Raw genomic sequence first — 19,288 nt, forward strand, 5'->3', positions numbered from 1 at the left:
CGTCGCTCGGATGAAAACTGGATGCGGCGACTCATGGCCGTCGTTGCGCAGCCATTACCGCACAGCTGTGGCAATTTTTGGACTCTTGTGTTGCCAACGTCCGCATGATGGAAACTTTTTAATAATGCCGCCCTAACCAAAACGAAAACAGGCGGAGGGCTGTTCGCCACTCCGCCTTCCTCTCGTTACTGGCAATGTCAGGCGGCCTGCTGGGCTGCCTGAGCGATTTCTTCGGGGGCTTCGTTGCGGATTAGGTAATCGAAGGCTGAAAGAGCGGCCTTCGATCCTTCACCCATGGCGATGATGATCTGTTTGTAAGGCACCGTCGTCACGTCACCCGCCGCGAAAACGCCAGGGAGGCTGGTGGCGGCCTTTTCGTCGATGATGATTTCGCCGCGACCGGTCAGTGCGATGCCCGAATCCTTGAGCCATTCGGTATTCGGCACCAGTCCGATCTGGATGAACACGCCTTCCAGTTCGACCTTGCGCTCCTGGCCGGAATCGCGGTCCTTGTAGACGAGCGCATTGACCTTCTCGCCGTCGCCTTCGACTTCGGTCGTCTGCGCCGAAGTGAAGATATCGACGTTTTTCATCGACTTCAGCTTGTCGACCAGCACCTGATCGGCACGCAGCTTGGCGTCGAATTCGATGAGCGTCACATGGCCCACGATGTTGGCAAGGTCGATCGCAGCCTCCACGCCGGAGTTGCCGCCGCCGATCACCGCCACGCGCTTGCCCTTGAACAGCGGTCCGTCGCAGTGCGGGCAATAGGCCACACCCTTGTTCTTGTACTCGGCTTCCCCTGGGACGCCCAAGTTTCGCCACCGTGCACCCGTCGTCAGGATGAGCGAGCGGGCCTTAAGCGATGCGCCATTGGCGAACACCACTTCGTGAAGGCCACCGACTTCGCTGGCCGGGATCAGCTTCTCCGCGCGTTGGAGGTTCATCACGTCGATGTCGTATTCCGCGACATGGGTTTCCAATGCGGACGCCAGCTTCGGTCCTTCGGTGTAGGGAACCGAGATGAAGTTCTCGATGCCCATGGTATCCTGTACCTGTCCGCCGAGGCGTTCTGCCGCGATGCCGGTCGAAAAGCCCTTTCGCGCGGTGTAGATCGACGCCGCCGCGCCGGCGGGGCCGCCGCCGACGACAAGCACTTCGAAGGGCTTCTTTTCGGCCAGCTTGGCAGCCGCTTTCGCATCCGCGCCGCTATCAAGCTTGGTGAGGATTTCCTCAACGCTCATCTTGCCGGAACCCCACATCTGGCCGTTCAGGAAGACGGCGGGCACCGCCATGACGCCGCGCTCCTCGACTTCGGACTGGAACGTGCCGCCCTCGATCAGAGTGGCGTTCACATGGGGGTTGTTAAGAGCGATCAGCGTAAGCGCCTGAACTACGTCGGGGCAGTTGTGGCATGATAGCGAGAAATACATCTCGAAGTCGGTGCTGCCTTCCAGCAGACGGATCTGCTCCAGCACTTCGTCAGATACCTTGGGAGGATGGCCGCCTGTCCAGAGCAGGGCGAGGACCAGCGAGGTAAATTCATGGCCAAGGGGCAGCCCGGCGAAGCGAACCCAGGCGCTGGCGTCCGAAGCGCGGCGGATGATGAAGCTGGGGCGGCGCTGGTCGTCGCCATCGAAAGTCGCGGTGACTTTGTCCGATAGCGAAGCGATGGTGTCCAGCAGTTCGCGGGTTTCGGAGGATTTCGCATCGTCGCCAAGCGATGCGACGAGCTCGATCGGCTCGCGCAGCATGCCGAGGTATTGCGACAGCTGTTGCTTCAGGGTGGCGTCGAGCATCATGGGTTCCTTATGAATGAAGCGTCCTGCTCCGGACGTGATCACCCTGAACCCGGCCCGTCATTCCCGCGTCAGCGGGAATCCTTCCCCGCCACTCACCTGAACAGGAAGCGACGGGAGACACATCCCCGCCGAAGCGGGGATGACGAGGGTTGGTAGGGTGATCACAAATCCGGCAGGAATGGACTGACTAAGTCTTAGAGCTTGCCGACGAGGTCGAGCGAAGGAGCAAGGGTCTCGCCGCCTTCTTCCCAATTGGCAGGGCAGACCTGGCCGGGATGCTCGCGCCAGTACTTGGCAGCCTTGATCTTGCGGACCAGTTCCTTGGCGTTGCGGCCCACGCCCTCTGGCGTGATTTCGACGAGCTGGATCACGCCGTCGGGGTCGACAACAAAGGTCGCGCGGTCAGCTAGGCCTGCTTCTTCACGCAGCACGCCGAAGTTGTTGGTCAGCTTGTGGTTCTGGTCGCCAAGGAAGGCATACTTCAGCTTGCCGATCTTGTCCGACGTGTCATGCCATGCCTTGTGGCTGAAATGGGTGTCGGTGGAAACGCCGTACACTTCGACGCCAAGGCCCTGAAGCGTATCATACTGAGCACCAAGGTCTTCAAGCTCGGTGGGGCAAACGAACGTGAAGTCGGCGGGATAGAAGAAGAACACGGCCCATTTCCCTGCAATGTCCTTTTCCGAAACGTCGAAGAAGTCCTTGCCGGCCTGAAAGGCGGTGTTGTTAAACGGCTTGATGGTGCTGCCGACGATACCCATGGATGTATGCTCCCTAAGAGGGTTGGTGAAACTGATGACCGGGAGATAGGCCGGTGAGGAGACTATTTTAAGTCCGTTGATCCGATTGGCGTCATCGATAACAACGATCACAGGCCGATGGATTGTGCGGCTGCGTCGATGATCGGTTAAATCTTATTTGTTAGGATTCATCAACGCGACAATTTCACTAAAACTTCATCGAGCGTGGAAAGAAATCGGGACCGATCCTGCTTCGAAAAGGGCGCCGGGCCGCCAACGATGTCGCCCCCAGCTCGGAGGTCCGCCATGATCGCTCGGGTTGCGACGGCGCCGCCGATGGAAGCTGGTGTAAAAGGCTTTCCGGTTGGCGAAACAGCCTGCGCTCCGAGCTTGAGACATCGATCGGCCAGCAGGATATCGGCGGTTATGACCACCGTAGCCGTATCCAGGTGCTCGACGATCCAGTCATCGGCAGCATCGAATGCGTCGCTCACGATCTTGCGGGAGATCAACGCGCTTTGCGGCACCTGGATCGGGCTGTTGCTGACAACCGTCACCGCAACCTTGTGTCGAAGCGCTACTTTGTAGACCTCGTCCTTGACCGGACAGGCGTCGGCATCGATCAAAATACGGATCACTGCGCGGAGCCGTTCGCCATCATCGCTGTAGCGGCGTTAGCCACACTGACCGCGATGGAGAAGTTTGTGATCCGCAAGCACCAGCGCCATCATCGCTTCCACGACCGGCACGCCTCTGATGCCGACGCAGGGATCATGCCGCCCTTTGGTGAACATCTCGGTCGCCTCGCCATCGCGGGTGATGGTGGGTTGTGGTGTCAGGATCGAACTGGTGGGCTTGAACGCAATCCGACAGGTGACCGGTTGACCCGTCGAAATTCCGCCAGCGATCCCGCCGGCGTGATTAGCGAGGAATTCGGGTGCTCCATCGGGACCTGTCTCTGCCGGTCGCATGGGGTCAGCGTTCTGTTCGCCAGAAAGGCGCGCTGCAGCAAATCCGTCACCGATTTCCACACCCTTCACCGCGTTGATCCCCATCATCGCTGCGGCAAGGTCTGCATCGAGCTTTCCGTACAGCGGAGCGCCCCATCCGGCTGGAACTCCGCTCGCATAGCATTCTACCACCGCGCCGACGGACGAGCCGGATTTGCGGGCGTCATCAACGATCTTTTTCCAACGCTTTGCCGCTGCTGCATCGGGGCAGAAGAACGGATTGATGCCGATCTCCGCTTCATCGAACTTGCCGGGATCGATCATGTCGCCACCGATTTCGGAGACGTAGGCAAGAATTTTGACCTCGGGGATCACCAAACGGGCTACCGCACCGGCAGCAACCCGGCTTGCGGTTTCACGTGCTGATGATCGTCCCCCACCGCGATAGTCGCGAAAGCCATACTTGGCGTCATATGCATAGTCAGCGTGGCCCGGGCGATAGGCCTGCGCGACTTCGGAATAGTCTTTCGATCGTTGGTCGACGTTTTCGATCATCAGGCTGATCGGTGTGCCGGTCGTCCGGCCTTCGAATACGCCCGACAATATCTTCACCTGATCGGGTTCCTGCCGCTGCGTCGTGTATTTGGACTGCCCGGGACGCCGCGCATCGAGGAACGGCTGGATCGTCGCCTCATCAATCGCCAGCCCAGGAGGGCACCCGTCCACGACAGACCCGATGGCGGGGCCGTGGCTTTCACCCCACGTGGTGAACCGGAAAAGGCGACCGAAGCTGTTGACGCTCATGTAAGGCGCCTTGTCGTGGATCGGTAGATTTGTCCAGAGGACGACGCTTATGACGCGCCGCTGGTGGAATGAAGTCTGGCAATCGCGAAATATTCTGTCCCGGTAACGGACGGGGTGAATCTATTTTACTCCGCTCGTCGCAATACATTGCAGCCTAGTGATCACATGGTAATTAACGGCTATTGCGATTTACGAAGCACATGCTCACATCCTAAGCATGTTCCTAGTAGTGTTCCGTAATCGCAAGCGCGACGATATCGACCCGGATGCGTATATTGCCGACGCAGTCATGATGGAAGAATTGGCTCACCAGCAGCCGGGGTTCCTTCTGTTTCGCAGCTATACCGCCGACGATGGGGAAGTGCTTGCGATGTCGGAGTGGGAAAATGAGGCTGCGGCTCAAGCGTGGGCTCGTCATGCGGAGCATCGGATAGTTCAGCTACGTGGCAAAAACGAATACTATCAGACTTATACGCTCTATTGCTGTGACTCTCCGCGCGTTAGTCATTTCCAGCTGGGCGATGGCAGGGGGTGTCGCCTTTAAACCCATTTTATTTATTGGGCCGGGCAGGCGAACAGTATCCAGCAATATCAACTTGATGTAACGGCCGCTACCGAGCTTCAGATCGAGATTGAGCGGTCCATGATCGAATTCTACGGCATTCCGAATTGCGATACGGTGAAAAAGGCGCGTGCTTGGCTGGATGCCAATCGCAAAGCGTACTGGTTCCACGACTACAAGAAAGAGGGCATTGATCCCGATAGGCTTGAGCGGTGGATCGAACAGATCGGTTTGGAACGAGCGCTCAATCGCGCGGGGACAACCTTTCGAAAACTATCTGACGACCAGAAGGCAGACCTTGATACGCCACGTGCCATAGCGCTGATGGTCTCCAATCCCAGTATGATAAGGCGTCCAATCGTTGAATATTCGGGCGGTGTCTTGGCAGGCTTTAACGAGGCCGAGTGGAGCAGCGCCTTTGGCGATTGATTGCAGCATCCCACGATCCGGTTTGATGACAGCTAAACATCAAGCGTCAGCATGAACTGGTTGGAATGGCTGGCTGCGGCGCTGGGACTCGCCAATATTGCGCTGATCGTTCGGCGCAGTGTCTGGAATTTTCCGTTCGGAATGGCGATGGTCGCCCTATACTCTTGGGTGTTCTTCGAAGCGCGTCTCTACGCCGAAGCGGCCCTTCAGGGGTTCTTTTTTGTAGCCCAGATCTGGGGTTGGTTTTTGTGGGTGAAGGCGGGGCATGGAGATGACCCTGTCCCAGTGCGCTGGTTACGAAAATCCAACCGCATCGCCTGGATGGCTGCGACGGCGGCCATTGCCGTTAATTTCGGTTGGGTACTGCATCGCTTCACCGACGCCTCGTTGCCATACGCAGACGCCGCTATTGCGGGCGCCAGCATCGTTGCTCAAATACTGATGGCGTTTCGCAGGGTCGAAAACTGGGTGCTTTGGATCGCCATCGATATAGCCTCTGTTGCCGTCTACCTGACCAAGGGGTTGTGGCCCAGCGCTGCTCTTTACGCTGTGTTTCTGGTTATGTCGGTCATTGGCTTACGCGAATGGATCTTGGCCGCGACGTTGCATAAAAGGGAGAAGCCCGCTTGAAGACCGTTTGCCTCCATGGCGCGGAAAGTACGGGTAAGTCTGTGCTGTGCGAACGACTTCTGGTGACGCGCGGATGGCCATTCGTGCCGGAATATGGTCGGCTCTATTGTGAAGAGAATGGCGTAGATCTGGCCATGAATGACCTGCTGCTCATCGCCGAAGGCCAGGCGCGGATGAACAGGCACGCGATGCAGCAGGAAGCCGAGGTTGAGGTCCTGTTACTGGACACCGACCAGCTGATGACGGCGGCCTGGGCGAAAATGTTGTTCGGAGAAGTCCCCTATCAACTGCTGACCTATCCCAAGGCCGATCTCTACCTCCTGTTCGAACCCGATGTGCCCTGGCAGGAGGACGGCACACGATTTTTCGGTCAGGACGATACCCGCGCCAGGTTCGCAGCGCTTGCCGAAGAGGTACTTATCAACGCTGATGTCCCCTTTATTCGAATTGCCGGTGCCTGGGATGAGCGCATTGCCCTTGCCGAGGCCTCAGTCGAACAGCTGCTGCGATCCAACTGATCGGCCGTTACGGTTTGCGAGCGGTCACTATGTAGTTCAGCGAAAGGTCGTCAGACAAGTGCAGTCCCTTCAACGGTGACCAGGCAATACCTTTGGGTTTGCCCAATATCAGGCCTGCATTTTCAGCAAGCGCATGAAGCTCGCCCGGCGTCGGAAACTGGTTCCAGTCATGCGTGCCGCGAGGTACCTTGCCTAAGCGTTCTGCTGCTTCGACCAGTAGCAGCCGCGATGCGGGCGTACGGTTGGGGCAGGAAAGAATCATCAGGCCATCATCGGCCAGAGTGGCAGCCAGGCCGGAAAGGAATGCCGCCTTGTCAGTGACGTGCTCAATCACCTCTAGCGAGCAGACCAGGTCGAAACCGGTGAGCCCCAAGCTGGCCAGCTCGCCTGCCGTATAATCTATAGTCAGTCCCATCTGCGCGGCATGCGCTTTGGCCGCAGCAATGTTCTCTGTCGCAGCGTCTACGCCGGTAACCGCTGCCCCCATCCGGGCCAGCGGTTCGCAAAGCAGGCCTGCGCCGCATCCGACGTCTAGCGCACGCTTTCTAGCTAACGGACGGATTTGCTTTGATTCGCACCCGAAATGAGCATCGATAGCCTCTCGCACGAAAGTAAGCCGGACCGGGTTCAACCGATGGAGCATGCCGGAAGACCCCTTGGGATCCCACCAATCGGCGGCCAAGGCTCCAAAGTGCGCTGCTTCCTTTGGATTAATCGTGCCGGGTTCGATTGTTGCGCGATCGCCGGGTATCGTTGCAGTTGCATTGTCCATCGCTCCCCCTTAACAGCGCGCCCGACCGTTATCCACACTCGCGCCGCCCCGCGCGGGCCTTTCCTCGCAGGAGCAAAGACGCCTTGGCACGTATCGTGATGAAATTCGGCGGGACTTCGATGGCCGGGACCGAGCGCATCCGGCGCGTGGCAGGCATCGTCAAGCGCCAGCAGGAAGCAGGGCATGAAGTCGCCGTGGTGGTGTCCGCCATGTCGGGCGAGACCGACCGGCTCGTGAATTTTTGCCGGGAGTCGAACGCGCTTTACGATCCGGCGGAATACGACGTCGTCGTCGCAAGTGGCGAACAGGTGACTTCAGGGCTTCTGGCGCTCACCTTGCAGGCGATCGGCTGCAAAGCCCGGTCGTGGCAGGGCTGGCAGGTGCCGATCAAAACGGACGATGCACACGCGAAAGCGCGGATCGAGGAAATCGACGCGGACGATCTCATCGCGTCGATGGCGCGGGGAGAGATCGCTGTGATCCCCGGCTTCCAGGGCGTATCTCCCGAAGGCCGTGTGACCACGCTTGGCCGTGGTGGCTCGGACACGTCCGCCGTGGCCGTGGCGGCCGCGGTTAAGGCGGATCGATGTGACATCTACACTGATGTCGATGGCGTCTACACCACCGACCCGCGCATCGTCGCCAAGGCCCGCAAGCTGCCTTTGGTGACGTACGAGGAAATGCTGGAACTGGCCTCGGTCGGTTCCAAAGTGCTGCAGACGCGGTCGGTTAGTCTGGCGATGAAAGAGAACGTGCGGGTGCAGGTGCTGTCCTCGTTCATCGATGAAAGCGCGCCTGCGGCCGATACCATCCCCGGCACCCTGATTGTCAGCGACGAAGAACTAGAGGGAAGCGACATGGAACGTCAGCTCATCACCGGCATCGCCGCCGACAAGAACGAGGCGAAGATCACACTGACCCGTATCGCCGATCAGCCCGGTGCGGTCGCGTCGATCTTCGCCCCACTGGCGGAATCGAACATCAACGTCGACATGATCATCCAGAATGTCGCCAAGGATAAGGGCGAAACCGACGTTACCTTCACGGTGCCGCAGTCGGACCTCGCCCGGACGCAGGCGATGCTGGAAGAGCGCCAGGAAGCGATCGGTTTCTACCGCATGATCGCGGAAGGCAACGTCGCCAAGATCAGTGTCGTCGGTGTTGGCATGCGTAGCCATGCGGGCGTCGCAGCAACCATGTTCAAGACGCTTGCCGATCGCGGCATCAACATCATCGCCATCTCGACGAGCGAGATTAAAGTGTCGGTCCTGATCGACGCGGATGAAACCGAGTTGGCGGTGCGTGTGCTCCATACCGCTTACGGGCTGGACGCGGCGGCCTGACCATCGACTGGCGGGTGGGTTCGCATGGCGAATCTGCCACATGCAATGTCGCGAAATTCAACCTGCGATATTCACTGATCGGATAGATCAACTGTCCTTCACAAAGCGATGGCGGAGGCGGGGCACCTCCGTTCGCATCGCTATCTGAAGGACGACCGACTTTGCGAGCTTCTCGATTCACTTTCGCCTTGGCGATGGCTTCCACCGGCCTGATGGCGCTCGCGTCAGAAGCCGTTCTGGCGAAGGAAGACCGGGTGATGACCGAAGCCGATGCGCCCAGCCGCGCCGATGCGCTGCTGAAACGCATGACCTTGGAAGAGAAGGCGGGCCAGTTGGTCCAGTACTTCGACTTCGGCGGCGCCACGGTGGCGGGAGCGCAGACCAAGGGCGTGAACATCGAGGCGGCGATCGCCAACGGTGAAGTCGGCGCGATGCTCCTCGTCTCCGACGCGGGGCGCAACAACAAGCTGCAGCGCCTGGCGATGACCCAGACGCGCCTGAAAATTCCTTTGCTGTTTGGCTATGACGTGATTCACGGCCTGCACACCATCCTACCGGTGCCGATCGGCATGGCGGCCTCGTGGGATCCGGCGATTGTCGAGCGCGGCCAAGCCGTGGCAGCAGCCGAAGCGCGCTCCGTAGGCATTCACTGGACCTTTGCGCCGATGGTGGACATTACGCAGGATCCGCGCTGGGGCAGGATGGTCGAAGGCGCGGGCGAGGACCCGGTCCTCGGTTCCGCGATGGCAGCAGCGCAAGTACGCGGATTTCAGGGCAGCAATGTCGGCGCGGGCAATCACGTACTCGCTGGACCAAAGCACTTCGCGGGATACGGTGCCTCGATTGGTGGGCGGGATTATGACGAAGTCGATTTGTCGGAAAACCAGCTGAGAAATACCTACCTTCCTCCGTTCAAGGCTGCGGTAGACGCGGGCGCGGCCAATATCATGAGCGCGTATATGGGGCTTAACGGAGTCCCCGCGGCAGCAAATCGCTGGCTACTCACCGACATTCTTCGCAAGGAATGGGGGTTCAAGGGGTTCGTCGTCAGTGACGCCAATGGTGTCAATTCTTTAGAAAAGCAGGGTGCAGCGGCCAATCCAGAACAGGCTGCAGTTCTTGCTCTGAATGCAGGCATGGACTTGGCCATGTCTGTGCCCAACGTGCCGTCACCCATGCTTTCACTCGTCGATGCCGTGAAGCGGGGCGAGGTGCCGGAAGAAGCGCTCGATGAACCTGTAAGGCGTATCCTGATGGCGAAGTACCGCCTTGGCCTTTTTGAAGATCCCTATGTAGACGCCAAAGCCGTGTCGAAAGTCCTTAATGATCCGAAGCACCGTGAAACCGCGCGGATTGCTGCAGAACGGTCGGCAGTCCTGCTGGACAACTCGGGCGCAGTCCTCCCGTTGAACAGGGCCGCCCTGAAATCGATAGCGGTGATCGGCCCGCTGGCGGACTCCGCACATGACATGCTGGGACCTTGGGTATTTCCAGCGAATGCGCCGAAGGGCGTTAGCGTCGTTCAGGGATTGCGGACCAAATTGGGCGCTTCGGTGAAGGTTGAATATGCCACGGGCGTGCCATGGCCCACCCGTAAGAACCGTTCGTTCTTCGACGCACTGAATAAACCCGATTTTCATCCTGAAATTGACGAAAAGGCTGAATTCGCCCGTGCAATCGATCTGGCGAAGGCGTCGGACGTAACCGTGCTCGTGCTTGGAGAGCCTCAAAACATGGCCGGGGAATTTGCCTCCCGTTCAGACTTGTCGCTGCCCGGACGCCAGCAGGAATTGCTGGATGCAGTCATCGCTACCGGAAAACCGGTTGCCGTTGTGCTCGTAAATGGCAGGCCTCTCAATCTCGGTGATGCCAAACCGGGCGCGATCCTTGAGGCATGGTATCCGGGATCGGAGGGAGGCACGGCTGTCGCCAATCTTTTGCTGGGCGACGCCAATCCCGGCGGCAAATTGCCGTTCAGCTGGATCAAGAGTGCAGGACAGGCTCCTTACACGTATGCGCATCTAATTTCGCACCAGCCTGAAAGCGCCAACAAGCGCTATTGGAACGAAGATAGCGTGCCGACCTGGCCGTTTGGCCACGGCCTTAGCTACACCACGTTCAGTTATGGCAAGCCAATGGTGGACCGATCCTCAATAAAGCCGGGCGAGAATGTCACTGTGTCGTTTGAGCTTGCAAACGACGGCAAACGCGCGGGCGATGAGGTGGCGCAGCTGTATATCCACCAGCGTGTCGGCACGTCCTCCCGGCCCGTGCGTGAACTCAAGAAGTTCCAGCGGATCAGTCTGGCTCCGGGTGAAAAGCGGCAGATCCGGTTCACACTGTTACCGGAAGATTTGCGCTATTGGAGCGCTGTGACCAAGGATTGGGTGCAGGACGAAAGCATTTTCGATGTCTGGGTGGGTGGCAGTTCCAAGGCTGATATGGGTACCACCTTCACGGTTGCGCGCTGACGGGCAACGGGCGCGTTCGCCTTTTCCAAGGCCCGCTCGTTCCACGCTTGTACGCTCCCATTCCGCACCCTATGGCGCACGGCTGTAGAAAATCGGGGCTATGGGAAATTCGATGACCGCCTACACAAAGACTTCGGCGCTGATGGCGCGTGGATGCGAATTTCTCGGCAGCGAGACAGCGATCCTCTGTGGCGCGATGTCGTGGGTGTCGGAACGGAACCTGGTCGCCGCGATCAGCAACGCCGGCGGGTTTGGCGTGATCGCCTGTGGCGCCATGACGCCTGCCCTGCTCGATGCCGAGATAGCCGCAACTAAGGGGCTGACTGCGAAGCCTTTCGGCGTCAACCTCATCACGATGCACCCGCAGTTGTTCGATCTGATCGACGTATGCAAGCGCCACGGCGTGACCCATGTCGTGCTGGCGGGCGGCATCCCGCCGAAGGGCAGCGTCGAAGCCATCAAGACCGGTGGTGCCAAAGTGATCTGCTTTGCCCCGACTCTGGCACTGGGCAAAAAGCTGCTGCGTTCGGGTGCGGACGCTCTGGTGATCGAGGGGATGGAAGCTGGGGGCCACATCGGTCCGGTTTCCACATCGGTACTGGCGCAGGAAATCCTGCCATCGCTTGCAACGGATCACCTCGTCTTCGTTGCGGGAGGGATAGGACGCGGAGAGGCGATCGCCGGGTATCTGGAAATGGGGGCGGCTGGTGTGCAGCTTGGAACCCGGTTCGCCTGTGCCAGCGAGTCGATCGCTCACCCTGATTTCAAGAAAGCCTTCTTCCGCGCGTCAGCGCGCGAGGCGGTGGCATCGGTGCAGGTCGACCCTCGTCTGCCGGTCATCCCGGTCCGCGCCCTTAAGAACAAGGGCACGGAAGAGTTTACCGCCAAGCAGATCGAGGTCGCTCGCCGTCTTGATGCAGGCGAAGTCGATATGGGCGAAGCGCAACTGGCGATCGAGCATTTCTGGGCCGGTGCCCTTCGCCGTGCGGTTATCGATGGTGACGTGGAAAGCGGCTCGATCATGGCAGGGCAGTCGGTCGGGATGGTGACCAAGGAAGAGCCGGCCGTCGATATTATCGCCGCTCTGCTTGCCGAAAGCGAAGCGGCTCTCACCAATCGCGTCGGTGCGCCGACGATCGCCGCCTGACGGGATCGCACAATGGCTGAACCGTTGATCCTCGCGCTGTCGTGCGCCGACCGTCCCGGCATCGTTGCCCGCGTCACCGGGTATCTGGCCCAGATGGGCGCCAACATCATCGAAGCGCAGCAGTTCGATGATTTGGCGGAAGGCCGCTTTTTCATGCGCGTCGCGTTCGATCCGCGTGCAGGCCATAGCGAGGAAATCCGCGAAGGGTTCGGGCCGATCGCGCATGAATACGGCATGGCCTGGTCGATGCTGCGGCGGGACCGGCCCCGGCGGGTGCTGCTGATGGTCAGCAAATTCGACCATTGCCTGGCTGACCTTTTGTACCGGCATCGCATCGGCGAGATCGCGATGGATATCGTCGGCGTGGTGTCCAACCACCCGCGGGAGGCGATCAATACGTTGATGCTGGGCGATATTCCGTTTCATTATCTCCCGGTCGACAAGGCGGACAAGCGCGCACAGGAGGCGCGGGTTCGGGCGTTGGTTGATGAAACACGCGCGGAACTGGTGGTGCTGGCGCGGTATATGCAGATTCTTTCGGATGAGATGGCGGCGTTTCTTTCAGGGCGCTGCATCAACATCCACCACTCATTTTTACCCGGATTTAAAGGTGCCAAGCCGTACCATCAGGCCCACGCGCGCGGGGTGAAGATGATCGGGGCGACCGCGCATTACGTCACCGCCGATCTTGATGAGGGGCCGATCATCCACCAGGACGTGGAAGTAGTGACGCATGCCGACACGCCAGAGGACATGGTGCGCAAGGGCCGCGACATCGAACGCCGCGTGCTGGCCGAGGCGGTTCGCCTGCACCTGGAGGATCGCGTGCTGGTCAACGGCGCGCGCACGGTGGTGTTCAAGAGCTGACCCGAAAGCCGCACCCTTTTGCCAAAAGCTTGCCCATCCCCACAGGATCGGCAAAGCTGATGGTCAAGGCCATCCGGGAGAGCGCCATGAAAGTCAGCGGCATCGATCACGTCAATATCCTGACGAACGATCTGGAAGCCACCGCCAGCTTCTACGAACAGACGCTCGATCTTGAACGCAGGGAAAACCCGGCCATCGGCAATGGAACAGCCGGGTACTGGATGTGCGATTCCACCGGTCATCCGGTGATCCATCTGGTCGACAAGGCGAGCACCGGTACGCGTTACGAAGGATACGACCCCGGCGGCTCCACCAATGCCTTCCATCATGTCGCCCTGCGCTGTGAGGGCTTCGACGCTACGCGCTCGCGGCTGGACGGTATGGGTGTGACGTACAGGATCAACGATCTGTCCCATATCGGTCTGCGGCAGATATTCCTGCCCGATCCCAACGCCGTGAACCTGGAACTGAATTTCAACGCAGACTGAGGCAACCGGTGCGCCATCCGCGCGCTATCCGTTTGCGCCACCGCATCCCCGCCATTTGCGAAGGGTCCTGTCCATGTGTGACGATTTTACCGCCGAAGCTGAAACAGCGCACCTGACCAGCCGAGGCCTTAATCGGCGTCAGTTCGCCGCACTGGGAGCGACAGTGGCGCTGGCCGGATGCACTGGCTCGATCGCGGCCGACGGCGGCAGTTCTGTCGCCGAACGCATGGTGTCGATCACCACGGCTGACGGCGTGTGCGATGCGTTTTTCGTGTACCCTACGAAGGGTAAGCATCCCGGCATCGTTATGTGGCCGGACATCGCCGGCCTGCGGGACGTCAAGAAGATCATGGCCCGGGCGCTGGCGGCGCAGGGATATGCAGTGCTGGTGATCAACCAGTACTACCGGTCCGGCCCCGCGCCGGTCATGAAGAGCTTCTCCGAATATCGCACACCGGAAGGGCAGGCGAAGATCGCACCGATGCGCGATGCCTTGACCCCGGAAGCGATCACCCGCGATGCCAAGGCGTTCGTCGCCTTCCTCGATATGCAGGACCCGGTGGACAAGAAGCGCGGGATCGGCAGCAACGGCTATTGCATGGGCGGGCCGTTCACCGTGCGCACCGCCGCCGCCGTGCCCGCTCGCGTTGGTGCTGCAGCGTCTTTGCACGGGGCGGGGCTGGTGACTGATGCCCCCGACAGCCCGCATCGCCTGCTCTCGGCGACCAGGGCGTCTTATCTGTTCGCGATTGCCCGCAACGACGATGCCAAGCAACCGGCGGCGAAGACCGAACTGCGCAAGGCGGCGGATGCGGCGAAACGTCCGGCAGAGAGCGAAGTCTATCAGGCCGACCACGGCTGGTGTGTTGCCGATTCCCCGGCCTATGATCCAAGCGAGGCGGATCGCGCTTGGACGAACATGCTCAACCTGTTTTCAAAGCTCTAGCGCGAGAGCAGCGCATCGGCGTCGGTAAACCGATGCCGTCAGCCTGCCGAAAAATGGCTGAGGATACGGTTGTCGAGCGGTTCCTTGAACCGAAGCGAAACTTCCCGATCGCCGTGTCGTTCGGCGGTTGCGGCCACCGGGCCGATCGCACCAATCCACAACGATACGTCGCCTGCGGCGAGTGCCGACAGGTCGACCGCGCCTGGCTCCCGCGTTTCGAGATTACAGCCTTGCCCGGCGAGGGCCTTGATACGGACGGCGGCGACGGCACTATTGCCGACACATTCGCCGTAAAGTTCAGAATCAACCACTTCTTGCTTCCACTCACCAATTTTTTCGTTCGCTTATCGCTTATTGACACATATTAGTTTCAGGACCGTGTCGCTCTATCGGCAAAACACATAATCTCTCGGCGGGAGGGGTTTTTCAGTCGGTGAATTGCAGATCCACCTGTTCAGGCGGCCACTTCCTGAACTACGGGCTTCTTGCCGTCCTTGCCCGCCAGCGCGTTGACGAACTGTTCGCGCCAATGGATCACGTCCTCTTGTCGCACTGAGGCCAGCAAGGTCTGGTGCCGCCGCTTGCGCTCTTCCAACGGCATGTCGAGCGCGCGCTTGATCGTTTCAGCGACATGCTCGACCGAGTGCGGATTGACCAGCAGGGCATCCTTCAACTGCAACGCCGCCCCGGCAAACTGCGACAGGATCAGCACACCGGGATCTTCGGGATCCTGCGCCGCGACATATTCCTTGGCGACCAGATTCATCCCATCCCGCAATGGGGTGACGAGGCCGATCTCCGCCGCCCGGTAATATCCTGCCAGTTGCGCGCGCGGATAACCCCGGTTCACGTAGCGGATGGGCACGAACCCGACATCGGCATGGGCGCCGTTGATATGGCCGGTCTTGCGTTCCAGATCCTCGCGGATCTGCTGATAGCTGGCGACATCGCCACGGCTAGGAGGAGCGATCTGCAGCAATACGGCATCGCCCGCCTGATCGGGATTGTCCGCCAGGAACCGCGCGAACCCTTCGAACCGCTCCCCCAGACCCTTTGAATAGTCGAGCCGATCGACGCCGATCAGGATTTTGCGCCCGCGAACGCTGGATTTCAGCTGAGTGTAGGCGTCCTTGGCTTCCTGGCTGTTGGCGGCCTGCGTGAATTCATCGAAATCGATCCCGATGGGGAAAGCGCGGGCGATGATCCGCCGCCCTTTGTAGTCCACCGAATTGTCGAGGTTCACCTTAAGGCCCATTTCCTTCTGGACGTAGTGCAGGAAGCTTTCCAGCCACTCGGTCGTCTGGAAGCCGATCACGTCGTATTCCAGCATCGAGGCGACCAGTTTCTCATGGAACGGGAGCGAGGCCAGCAGGCGGGTCGGCGGCCAGGGCGTGTGCAGGAACAGGCCCATCCGGTTCTTCACGCCCTTACCGCGCAGAATCGAACCCAGCGGCAGCAGGTGGTAATCGTGGACCCAGACCAGATCGTCCGGCTCGATCAGCGGCAGTACCGAATCGGCGAAGCGGCTGTTCACGCGCTCGTACCCTTCGCCGAAGTTGCGGTCGTATTCGGTCAGGTCGATGCGATAATGGAACAGCGGCCACAGCGTGCGGTTGGCGTAGCCGTTGTAGTATTCGTCGATGTCCTGTGGTTCGAGGTCAATGGTCGCGGTGGTGACATCATCGTTGCGCTGCATATCGAGATGGCCGGTGAACTCGGCGGTTTCCTGACCGGACCATCCGAACCAGATGCCGCGATGTTCGCGCAACGCGGAATTGAGCGCGACGGCAAGGCCGCCTTGCGCGCCCGAAGCGCCGCTGGCTTTGGGCACGCTCACCCGGTTGGAGATGACGATCAGTCTGCTCATGGCATTTCCTCGGTCGCGCCGTTGGACGCTCATTGGTCAGGCGCGCTTGGCGCCAGGGTACAAAGGCGGAGAGGTGGGCAGGGTCAGCGCCAGTCTCTCCATGACCGGGAAAGCTGCCCGGCGCAGTTGATGATGCCCACCAGCGAATAGGTCTGCGGGAAATTGCCCCACAGCTCGCCGGTTTCGAAATCCATGTCTTCGGACAGCAGCCCCGATTTGGTGCGGTGGGAAAGCATGCCTTCGAAAATACGGCGCGCTTCTTCATCCTCGCCGCTGCGGTGAAGCGCCTCTATCAGCCAGAACGTGCAGATGTTGAACGCGGTTTCCGGCAGGCCGAAATCGTCCTCGCTGTCATACCGCAGCATGTGTTCGCCCCGGCGCAGGGCTTTTTGCACGGCTTTCAGGGTGGCGCGGAACTTGGGATCGTCCGCCGGCAGATAGCGCAGTTCCACCATCTGGAGCAGGCTGGCGTCAAGCTGCGATCCGCCGAAGCTGGCGGCGTAGTGTCCGCCCGCATCATGCCCTTCGACCGTGTGCCACGCGCCTTCGTCGATGTTGCTGCGCACGGTATCGGCACGCTCGCGCCACAGGGTTGCCCGATCGTGGAGGCCAAGATGCTCCGCCGCGTTGGCCAGGCGATCGCAGGCCGCCCAGCTCATGACGCTGGAATAGGTATGGACGGCGGTGCGGGTGCGCAGTTCCCACAGGCCGGCATCGGGCTGGTTATGGGTTTTCCACGCCATCTCGCCCACTTGCTCCAGCCCGCGGAAGTCATCCTCGGTGGCGATGCGGAGCAGGCGCTGGTCCCAGAACGCCTGGATGGAGGGGAGCACGATCTGGCCGTAGCAGTCGTTCTGCACCTGATAGTAGGCGGCATTACCCACGCGCACCGGACCGGTGTTGCGGTAGCCGACCAGATCGGCGGCTTCCCACTCGATGATCTCCTTCGCCCCGCTCACCGCATAGAGCGGCTGGATCACGCCCTCCGGCGCGTCGGCCACGATGTTGCGCAAGTAGGCGAGGTACTTTTCCAGCACGTCCAGTGCGCCAAGGTGGTTCAACGCCTGCACGGTGTAGTACGCGTCGCGGATCCAGCAGTAGCGGTAATCCCAGTTGCGCTGGCTGCCGGGGGCTTCGGGGATGGAGGTGGTCAGCGCGGCGACGATGGCGCCGGTTTCCTCGTGCTGGCAGAGCTTCAGCGTGATGGCCGCACGGATCACCGCGTCCTGCCAGTCCAGCGGGGTAGCCAGCCCGCGCACCCACTGCCGCCAGTAGTCGCCCGTCTTCTGCAGCATCGTCTCTACGTCCAGCTCGACGTTGCCGCTAAAAGGCTCGTCCGGGCCGAGGAAGAAATGCAGCGCCTTTTCGAGCCGGAACCACCGCTCGTCCAGCACATAACCGACCGGCGCATCGGTGGTGAGGCGCATGGTGTTGCGCTCCACCAGATAGCGGATGTGGTTGGACCCCTGGGTGATCGACGCCAGCTTCTGGCCGTACCCGCTCATCGGAGTGAGGATCGTGCGGATGCGCGGCGCGCCGGATACCGGCCGCACGATGCGCGCAAACGCGACGGGGCGATACATTCGGCCGCCGCGTTCGAAACGGGGCGCGAAATCGAACACGTCCACCGCGCCGCCGTTGGCATCTTCCAGCCGGGTGACGAGGATCGGCGTGTTGCGCAAATACCGCTGGGTGGCGGAAATCTGGTTCTCCAGCTCGAACCTCCAGGTCCCGGCGTCCTGCCCCTTTTCGCCGCGCAGCAGGGCGCAGAAGGTCGGATCGCCATCGACGCGCGGCACGCAGCCCCACACGATCGCGCCGGCTTCGTCGATCAGGCCGCTGACCTGGCAATTGCCGATGGGCCACAGTTCCAGCGTGCTCTGTTCGGGCGAGGTCATCAGCGGCTATCTCCTGAAATGCCGGACTGGAGCCAGGCGTGAACGGATGAAACGTCGGGCAGACGGAAAGTGGCGGCAGTGGCGCGCATCGGGCCGACCAGCACGCCCTGTCCGCCCAGCCCGGCGACGACCTTGAAAGCGTCTTCGTCGGTCACGTCGTCGCCCAGGAACACGGGCGTCGCTCCGGCGAAAGCGGGCAGGGCCATGAAGCGGGTGACGGCATTGCCCTTGTCCGATCCCGGCATTGCCAGTTCGATCACTTGCTTGCCGTGCTTCATCGCCAACCCCGTCGTCTCGACGATCGAGCGAGCGCAGGCGAGCAGGCCATCCAGCGCATCGGGATGGCGGCGATAATGGACGGCCACGCTGAATGGCTTCGGCTCCACCAGCAGGCCGCCATTGGCTTCGGCGAAAGCGGTGAGGCAGGCAACGACCTCCGCCGGAAGCGGATCGGCCAAAGCCTCGACAGGAGCCGAACCCGATGCGCGAAACTCCCCGCCATGCGATCCGGCGACCGCCACATCGACCGGGCCGAGCAGACCCTCCAGCGCTGCAATGGAACGACCGGTCACGATCGCTACCCGACCCGCCAGTTTGTGGGACAGCGCAGTGACCAAGCCGGCAAGATATGGCGCAACGGCAACCGCATCGGGATGATCGGCGATTTCCACCAGCGTGCCATCGAAATCAAGGAATACCGCGATGTGATCACCGTTCGCCAATGGCGGGGGCAAGGGCAGCCCATCGACGGGCGCTGCCTGGCGCGCCGACACGGCAAGGGCTGGATCAAATTCGGTCATCGTCGGTCGTATTGTCCCCGCTGAGCGTCAAAAGTCGGTGGCGTCGGATCAAAAGGCCACGATGCTGCCCCGGCATACAGGTCTCACCACCCGGACCACTTGCCGAACGATCCACGCTTGCGGATGTTCCCTGCGCTCTGCCGCAATGCAGCAATTTTCGACGGGGATGGACGACCCATGTCGATCCATTTTGCAAATGCGAAAAAATTCCCCCATGGCGGCAACGCGCGCCAGCCTGACGTCTTGAACCGTTC

Annotated in this window: 19 protein-coding genes; 10 read left to right on the top strand and 9 right to left on the bottom strand. The window is 60.6% G+C overall.

Annotated features, from left to right (window positions below):
- Positions 1-197: 197 nt before the first annotated feature.
- From ahpF to aroC, 4 genes are all read right to left on the bottom strand, one after another.
- On the bottom strand, positions 198-1,799 hold the full coding sequence (ahpF, locus tag ACZ1JM_RS15875) for an alkyl hydroperoxide reductase subunit F (RefSeq protein WP_465135101.1): 1,602 nt from the start codon (positions 1,797-1,799) through the stop codon (positions 198-200).
- 197 nt (positions 1,800-1,996) lie between these two features.
- On the bottom strand, positions 1,997-2,563 hold the full coding sequence (ahpC, locus tag ACZ1JM_RS15880; RefSeq protein WP_465133324.1) for an alkyl hydroperoxide reductase subunit C: 567 nt from the start codon (positions 2,561-2,563) through the stop codon (positions 1,997-1,999).
- A 170-nt stretch (positions 2,564-2,733) separates the two neighbouring features.
- Positions 2,734-3,177, bottom strand: coding sequence for a YaiI/YqxD family protein (locus ACZ1JM_RS15885; protein WP_465135102.1), 444 nt, complete (start codon positions 3,175-3,177; stop codon positions 2,734-2,736).
- A 39-nt stretch (positions 3,178-3,216) separates the two neighbouring features.
- Complete coding sequence (aroC, locus tag ACZ1JM_RS15890; RefSeq protein ID WP_465133325.1) at positions 3,217-4,296, bottom strand: chorismate synthase; 1,080 nt, start codon at positions 4,294-4,296, stop codon at positions 3,217-3,219.
- Positions 4,297-4,513: 217 nt separating this feature from the next.
- On the opposite strand from aroC, the gene ACZ1JM_RS15895 reads away from it, so the two are divergent.
- The 4 genes from ACZ1JM_RS15895 to ACZ1JM_RS15910 all read left to right on the top strand — a co-directional run bounded on the left by ACZ1JM_RS15895 (position 4,514) and on the right by ACZ1JM_RS15910 (position 6,435).
- The gene (locus ACZ1JM_RS15895; RefSeq protein ID WP_465133326.1) at positions 4,514-4,840 is read left to right on the top strand and encodes an antibiotic biosynthesis monooxygenase family protein; all 327 of its coding nucleotides are present in this window, start codon (positions 4,514-4,516) and stop codon (positions 4,838-4,840) included.
- 99 nt (positions 4,841-4,939) lie between these two features.
- Entirely contained in the window at positions 4,940-5,287 is a 348-nt protein-coding gene (locus tag ACZ1JM_RS15900) for an arsenate reductase (RefSeq protein ID WP_465133327.1), read from the top strand.
- A 51-nt stretch (positions 5,288-5,338) separates the two neighbouring features.
- Positions 5,339-5,917 carry a nicotinamide riboside transporter PnuC gene (pnuC, locus tag ACZ1JM_RS15905; protein WP_465133328.1) on the top strand — a complete coding sequence of 193 codons (579 nt, stop codon included), beginning with the start codon at positions 5,339-5,341 and terminating at the stop codon, positions 5,915-5,917.
- The gene (locus ACZ1JM_RS15910; protein ID WP_465133329.1) at positions 5,914-6,435 is read left to right on the top strand and encodes an AAA family ATPase; all 522 of its coding nucleotides are present in this window, start codon (positions 5,914-5,916) and stop codon (positions 6,433-6,435) included. The genes pnuC and ACZ1JM_RS15910 overlap by 4 nt, the downstream gene beginning before the upstream one ends.
- 7 nt (positions 6,436-6,442) lie before the next feature.
- Here the strand turns inward: ACZ1JM_RS15910 and ubiG are convergent, their stop codons facing one another.
- Entirely contained in the window at positions 6,443-7,207 is a 765-nt protein-coding gene (ubiG, locus tag ACZ1JM_RS15915; protein ID WP_465133330.1) for a bifunctional 2-polyprenyl-6-hydroxyphenol methylase/3-demethylubiquinol 3-O-methyltransferase UbiG, read from the bottom strand.
- Between the two features lie 83 nt (positions 7,208-7,290).
- Here ubiG and ACZ1JM_RS15920 point away from each other — a divergent pair, with 83 nt between their 5' ends.
- From ACZ1JM_RS15920 to ACZ1JM_RS15945, 6 genes are all read left to right on the top strand, one after another.
- A complete protein-coding gene (locus tag ACZ1JM_RS15920; protein ID WP_465133331.1) occupies positions 7,291-8,550 on the top strand; it encodes an aspartate kinase in 1,260 nt (419 codons plus the stop codon).
- Between the two features lie 194 nt (positions 8,551-8,744).
- A complete protein-coding gene (bglX, locus tag ACZ1JM_RS15925; RefSeq protein WP_465133332.1) occupies positions 8,745-11,021 on the top strand; it encodes a beta-glucosidase BglX in 2,277 nt (758 codons plus the stop codon).
- Between the two features lie 112 nt (positions 11,022-11,133).
- Complete coding sequence (locus ACZ1JM_RS15930) at positions 11,134-12,168, top strand: NAD(P)H-dependent flavin oxidoreductase (protein WP_465133333.1); 1,035 nt, start codon at positions 11,134-11,136, stop codon at positions 12,166-12,168.
- Between the two features lie 12 nt (positions 12,169-12,180).
- Positions 12,181-13,035, top strand: a complete 855-nt coding sequence (purU, locus tag ACZ1JM_RS15935; RefSeq protein ID WP_465133334.1) for a formyltetrahydrofolate deformylase — start codon at positions 12,181-12,183, stop codon at positions 13,033-13,035.
- A gap of 29 nt (positions 13,036-13,064) precedes the next feature.
- Complete coding sequence (locus tag ACZ1JM_RS15940; protein WP_465133335.1) at positions 13,065-13,523, top strand: VOC family protein; 459 nt, start codon at positions 13,065-13,067, stop codon at positions 13,521-13,523.
- 73 nt (positions 13,524-13,596) lie between these two features.
- On the top strand, positions 13,597-14,469 hold the full coding sequence (locus ACZ1JM_RS15945; protein WP_465133336.1) for a dienelactone hydrolase family protein: 873 nt from the start codon (positions 13,597-13,599) through the stop codon (positions 14,467-14,469).
- A 38-nt stretch (positions 14,470-14,507) separates the two neighbouring features.
- Here the strand turns inward: ACZ1JM_RS15945 and ACZ1JM_RS15950 are convergent, their stop codons facing one another.
- From ACZ1JM_RS15950 to otsB, 4 genes are all read right to left on the bottom strand, one after another.
- Positions 14,508-14,780 carry a hypothetical protein gene (locus tag ACZ1JM_RS15950; protein ID WP_465133337.1) on the bottom strand — a complete coding sequence of 91 codons (273 nt, stop codon included), beginning with the start codon at positions 14,778-14,780 and terminating at the stop codon, positions 14,508-14,510.
- 143 nt (positions 14,781-14,923) lie between these two features.
- Positions 14,924-16,336: an alpha,alpha-trehalose-phosphate synthase (UDP-forming) gene (gene otsA / locus ACZ1JM_RS15955; RefSeq protein WP_465133338.1), complete on the bottom strand. Its 1,413-nt coding sequence runs from the start codon at positions 16,334-16,336 to the stop codon at positions 14,924-14,926.
- An 83-nt stretch (positions 16,337-16,419) separates the two neighbouring features.
- The gene (locus ACZ1JM_RS15960) at positions 16,420-18,234 is read right to left on the bottom strand and encodes a glycoside hydrolase family 15 protein (protein WP_465133339.1); all 1,815 of its coding nucleotides are present in this window, start codon (positions 18,232-18,234) and stop codon (positions 16,420-16,422) included.
- Positions 18,234-19,034, bottom strand: a complete 801-nt coding sequence (gene otsB / locus ACZ1JM_RS15965; protein WP_465133340.1) for a trehalose-phosphatase — start codon at positions 19,032-19,034, stop codon at positions 18,234-18,236. The genes ACZ1JM_RS15960 and otsB overlap by 1 nt, the downstream gene beginning before the upstream one ends.
- Positions 19,035-19,288: the final 254 nt, after the last annotated feature.

Source organism: Novosphingobium sp. BL-S-24, assembly GCF_055521575.1.

Excerpts from the sequence above, each read along its gene's own strand:
- ahpF (WP_465135101.1), bottom strand. The coding sequence starts at position 1,799 with ATGCTCGACGCCACCCTGAAGCAACAGCTGTCGCAATACCTCGGCATG.
- ahpC (WP_465133324.1), bottom strand. The coding sequence starts at position 2,563 with ATGGGTATCGTCGGCAGCACCATCAAGCCGTTTAACAACACCGCCTTT.
- aroC (WP_465133325.1), bottom strand. The coding sequence starts at position 4,296 with ATGAGCGTCAACAGCTTCGGTCGCCTTTTCCGGTTCACCACGTGGGGT.
- ACZ1JM_RS15895 (WP_465133326.1), top strand. The coding sequence starts at position 4,514 with ATGTTCCTAGTAGTGTTCCGTAATCGCAAGCGCGACGATATCGACCCG.
- ACZ1JM_RS15900 (WP_465133327.1), top strand. The coding sequence starts at position 4,940 with ATGATCGAATTCTACGGCATTCCGAATTGCGATACGGTGAAAAAGGCG.
- pnuC (WP_465133328.1), top strand. The coding sequence starts at position 5,339 with ATGAACTGGTTGGAATGGCTGGCTGCGGCGCTGGGACTCGCCAATATT.
- ubiG (WP_465133330.1), bottom strand. The coding sequence starts at position 7,207 with ATGGACAATGCAACTGCAACGATACCCGGCGATCGCGCAACAATCGAA.
- bglX (WP_465133332.1), top strand. The coding sequence starts at position 8,745 with ATGGCTTCCACCGGCCTGATGGCGCTCGCGTCAGAAGCCGTTCTGGCG.
- ACZ1JM_RS15930 (WP_465133333.1), top strand. The coding sequence starts at position 11,134 with ATGACCGCCTACACAAAGACTTCGGCGCTGATGGCGCGTGGATGCGAA.
- purU (WP_465133334.1), top strand. The coding sequence starts at position 12,181 with ATGGCTGAACCGTTGATCCTCGCGCTGTCGTGCGCCGACCGTCCCGGC.
- ACZ1JM_RS15945 (WP_465133336.1), top strand. The coding sequence starts at position 13,597 with ATGTGTGACGATTTTACCGCCGAAGCTGAAACAGCGCACCTGACCAGC.
- otsA (WP_465133338.1), bottom strand. The coding sequence starts at position 16,336 with ATGAGCAGACTGATCGTCATCTCCAACCGGGTGAGCGTGCCCAAAGCC.
- ACZ1JM_RS15960 (WP_465133339.1), bottom strand. The coding sequence starts at position 18,234 with ATGACCTCGCCCGAACAGAGCACGCTGGAACTGTGGCCCATCGGCAAT.
- otsB (WP_465133340.1), bottom strand. The coding sequence starts at position 19,034 with ATGACCGAATTTGATCCAGCCCTTGCCGTGTCGGCGCGCCAGGCAGCG.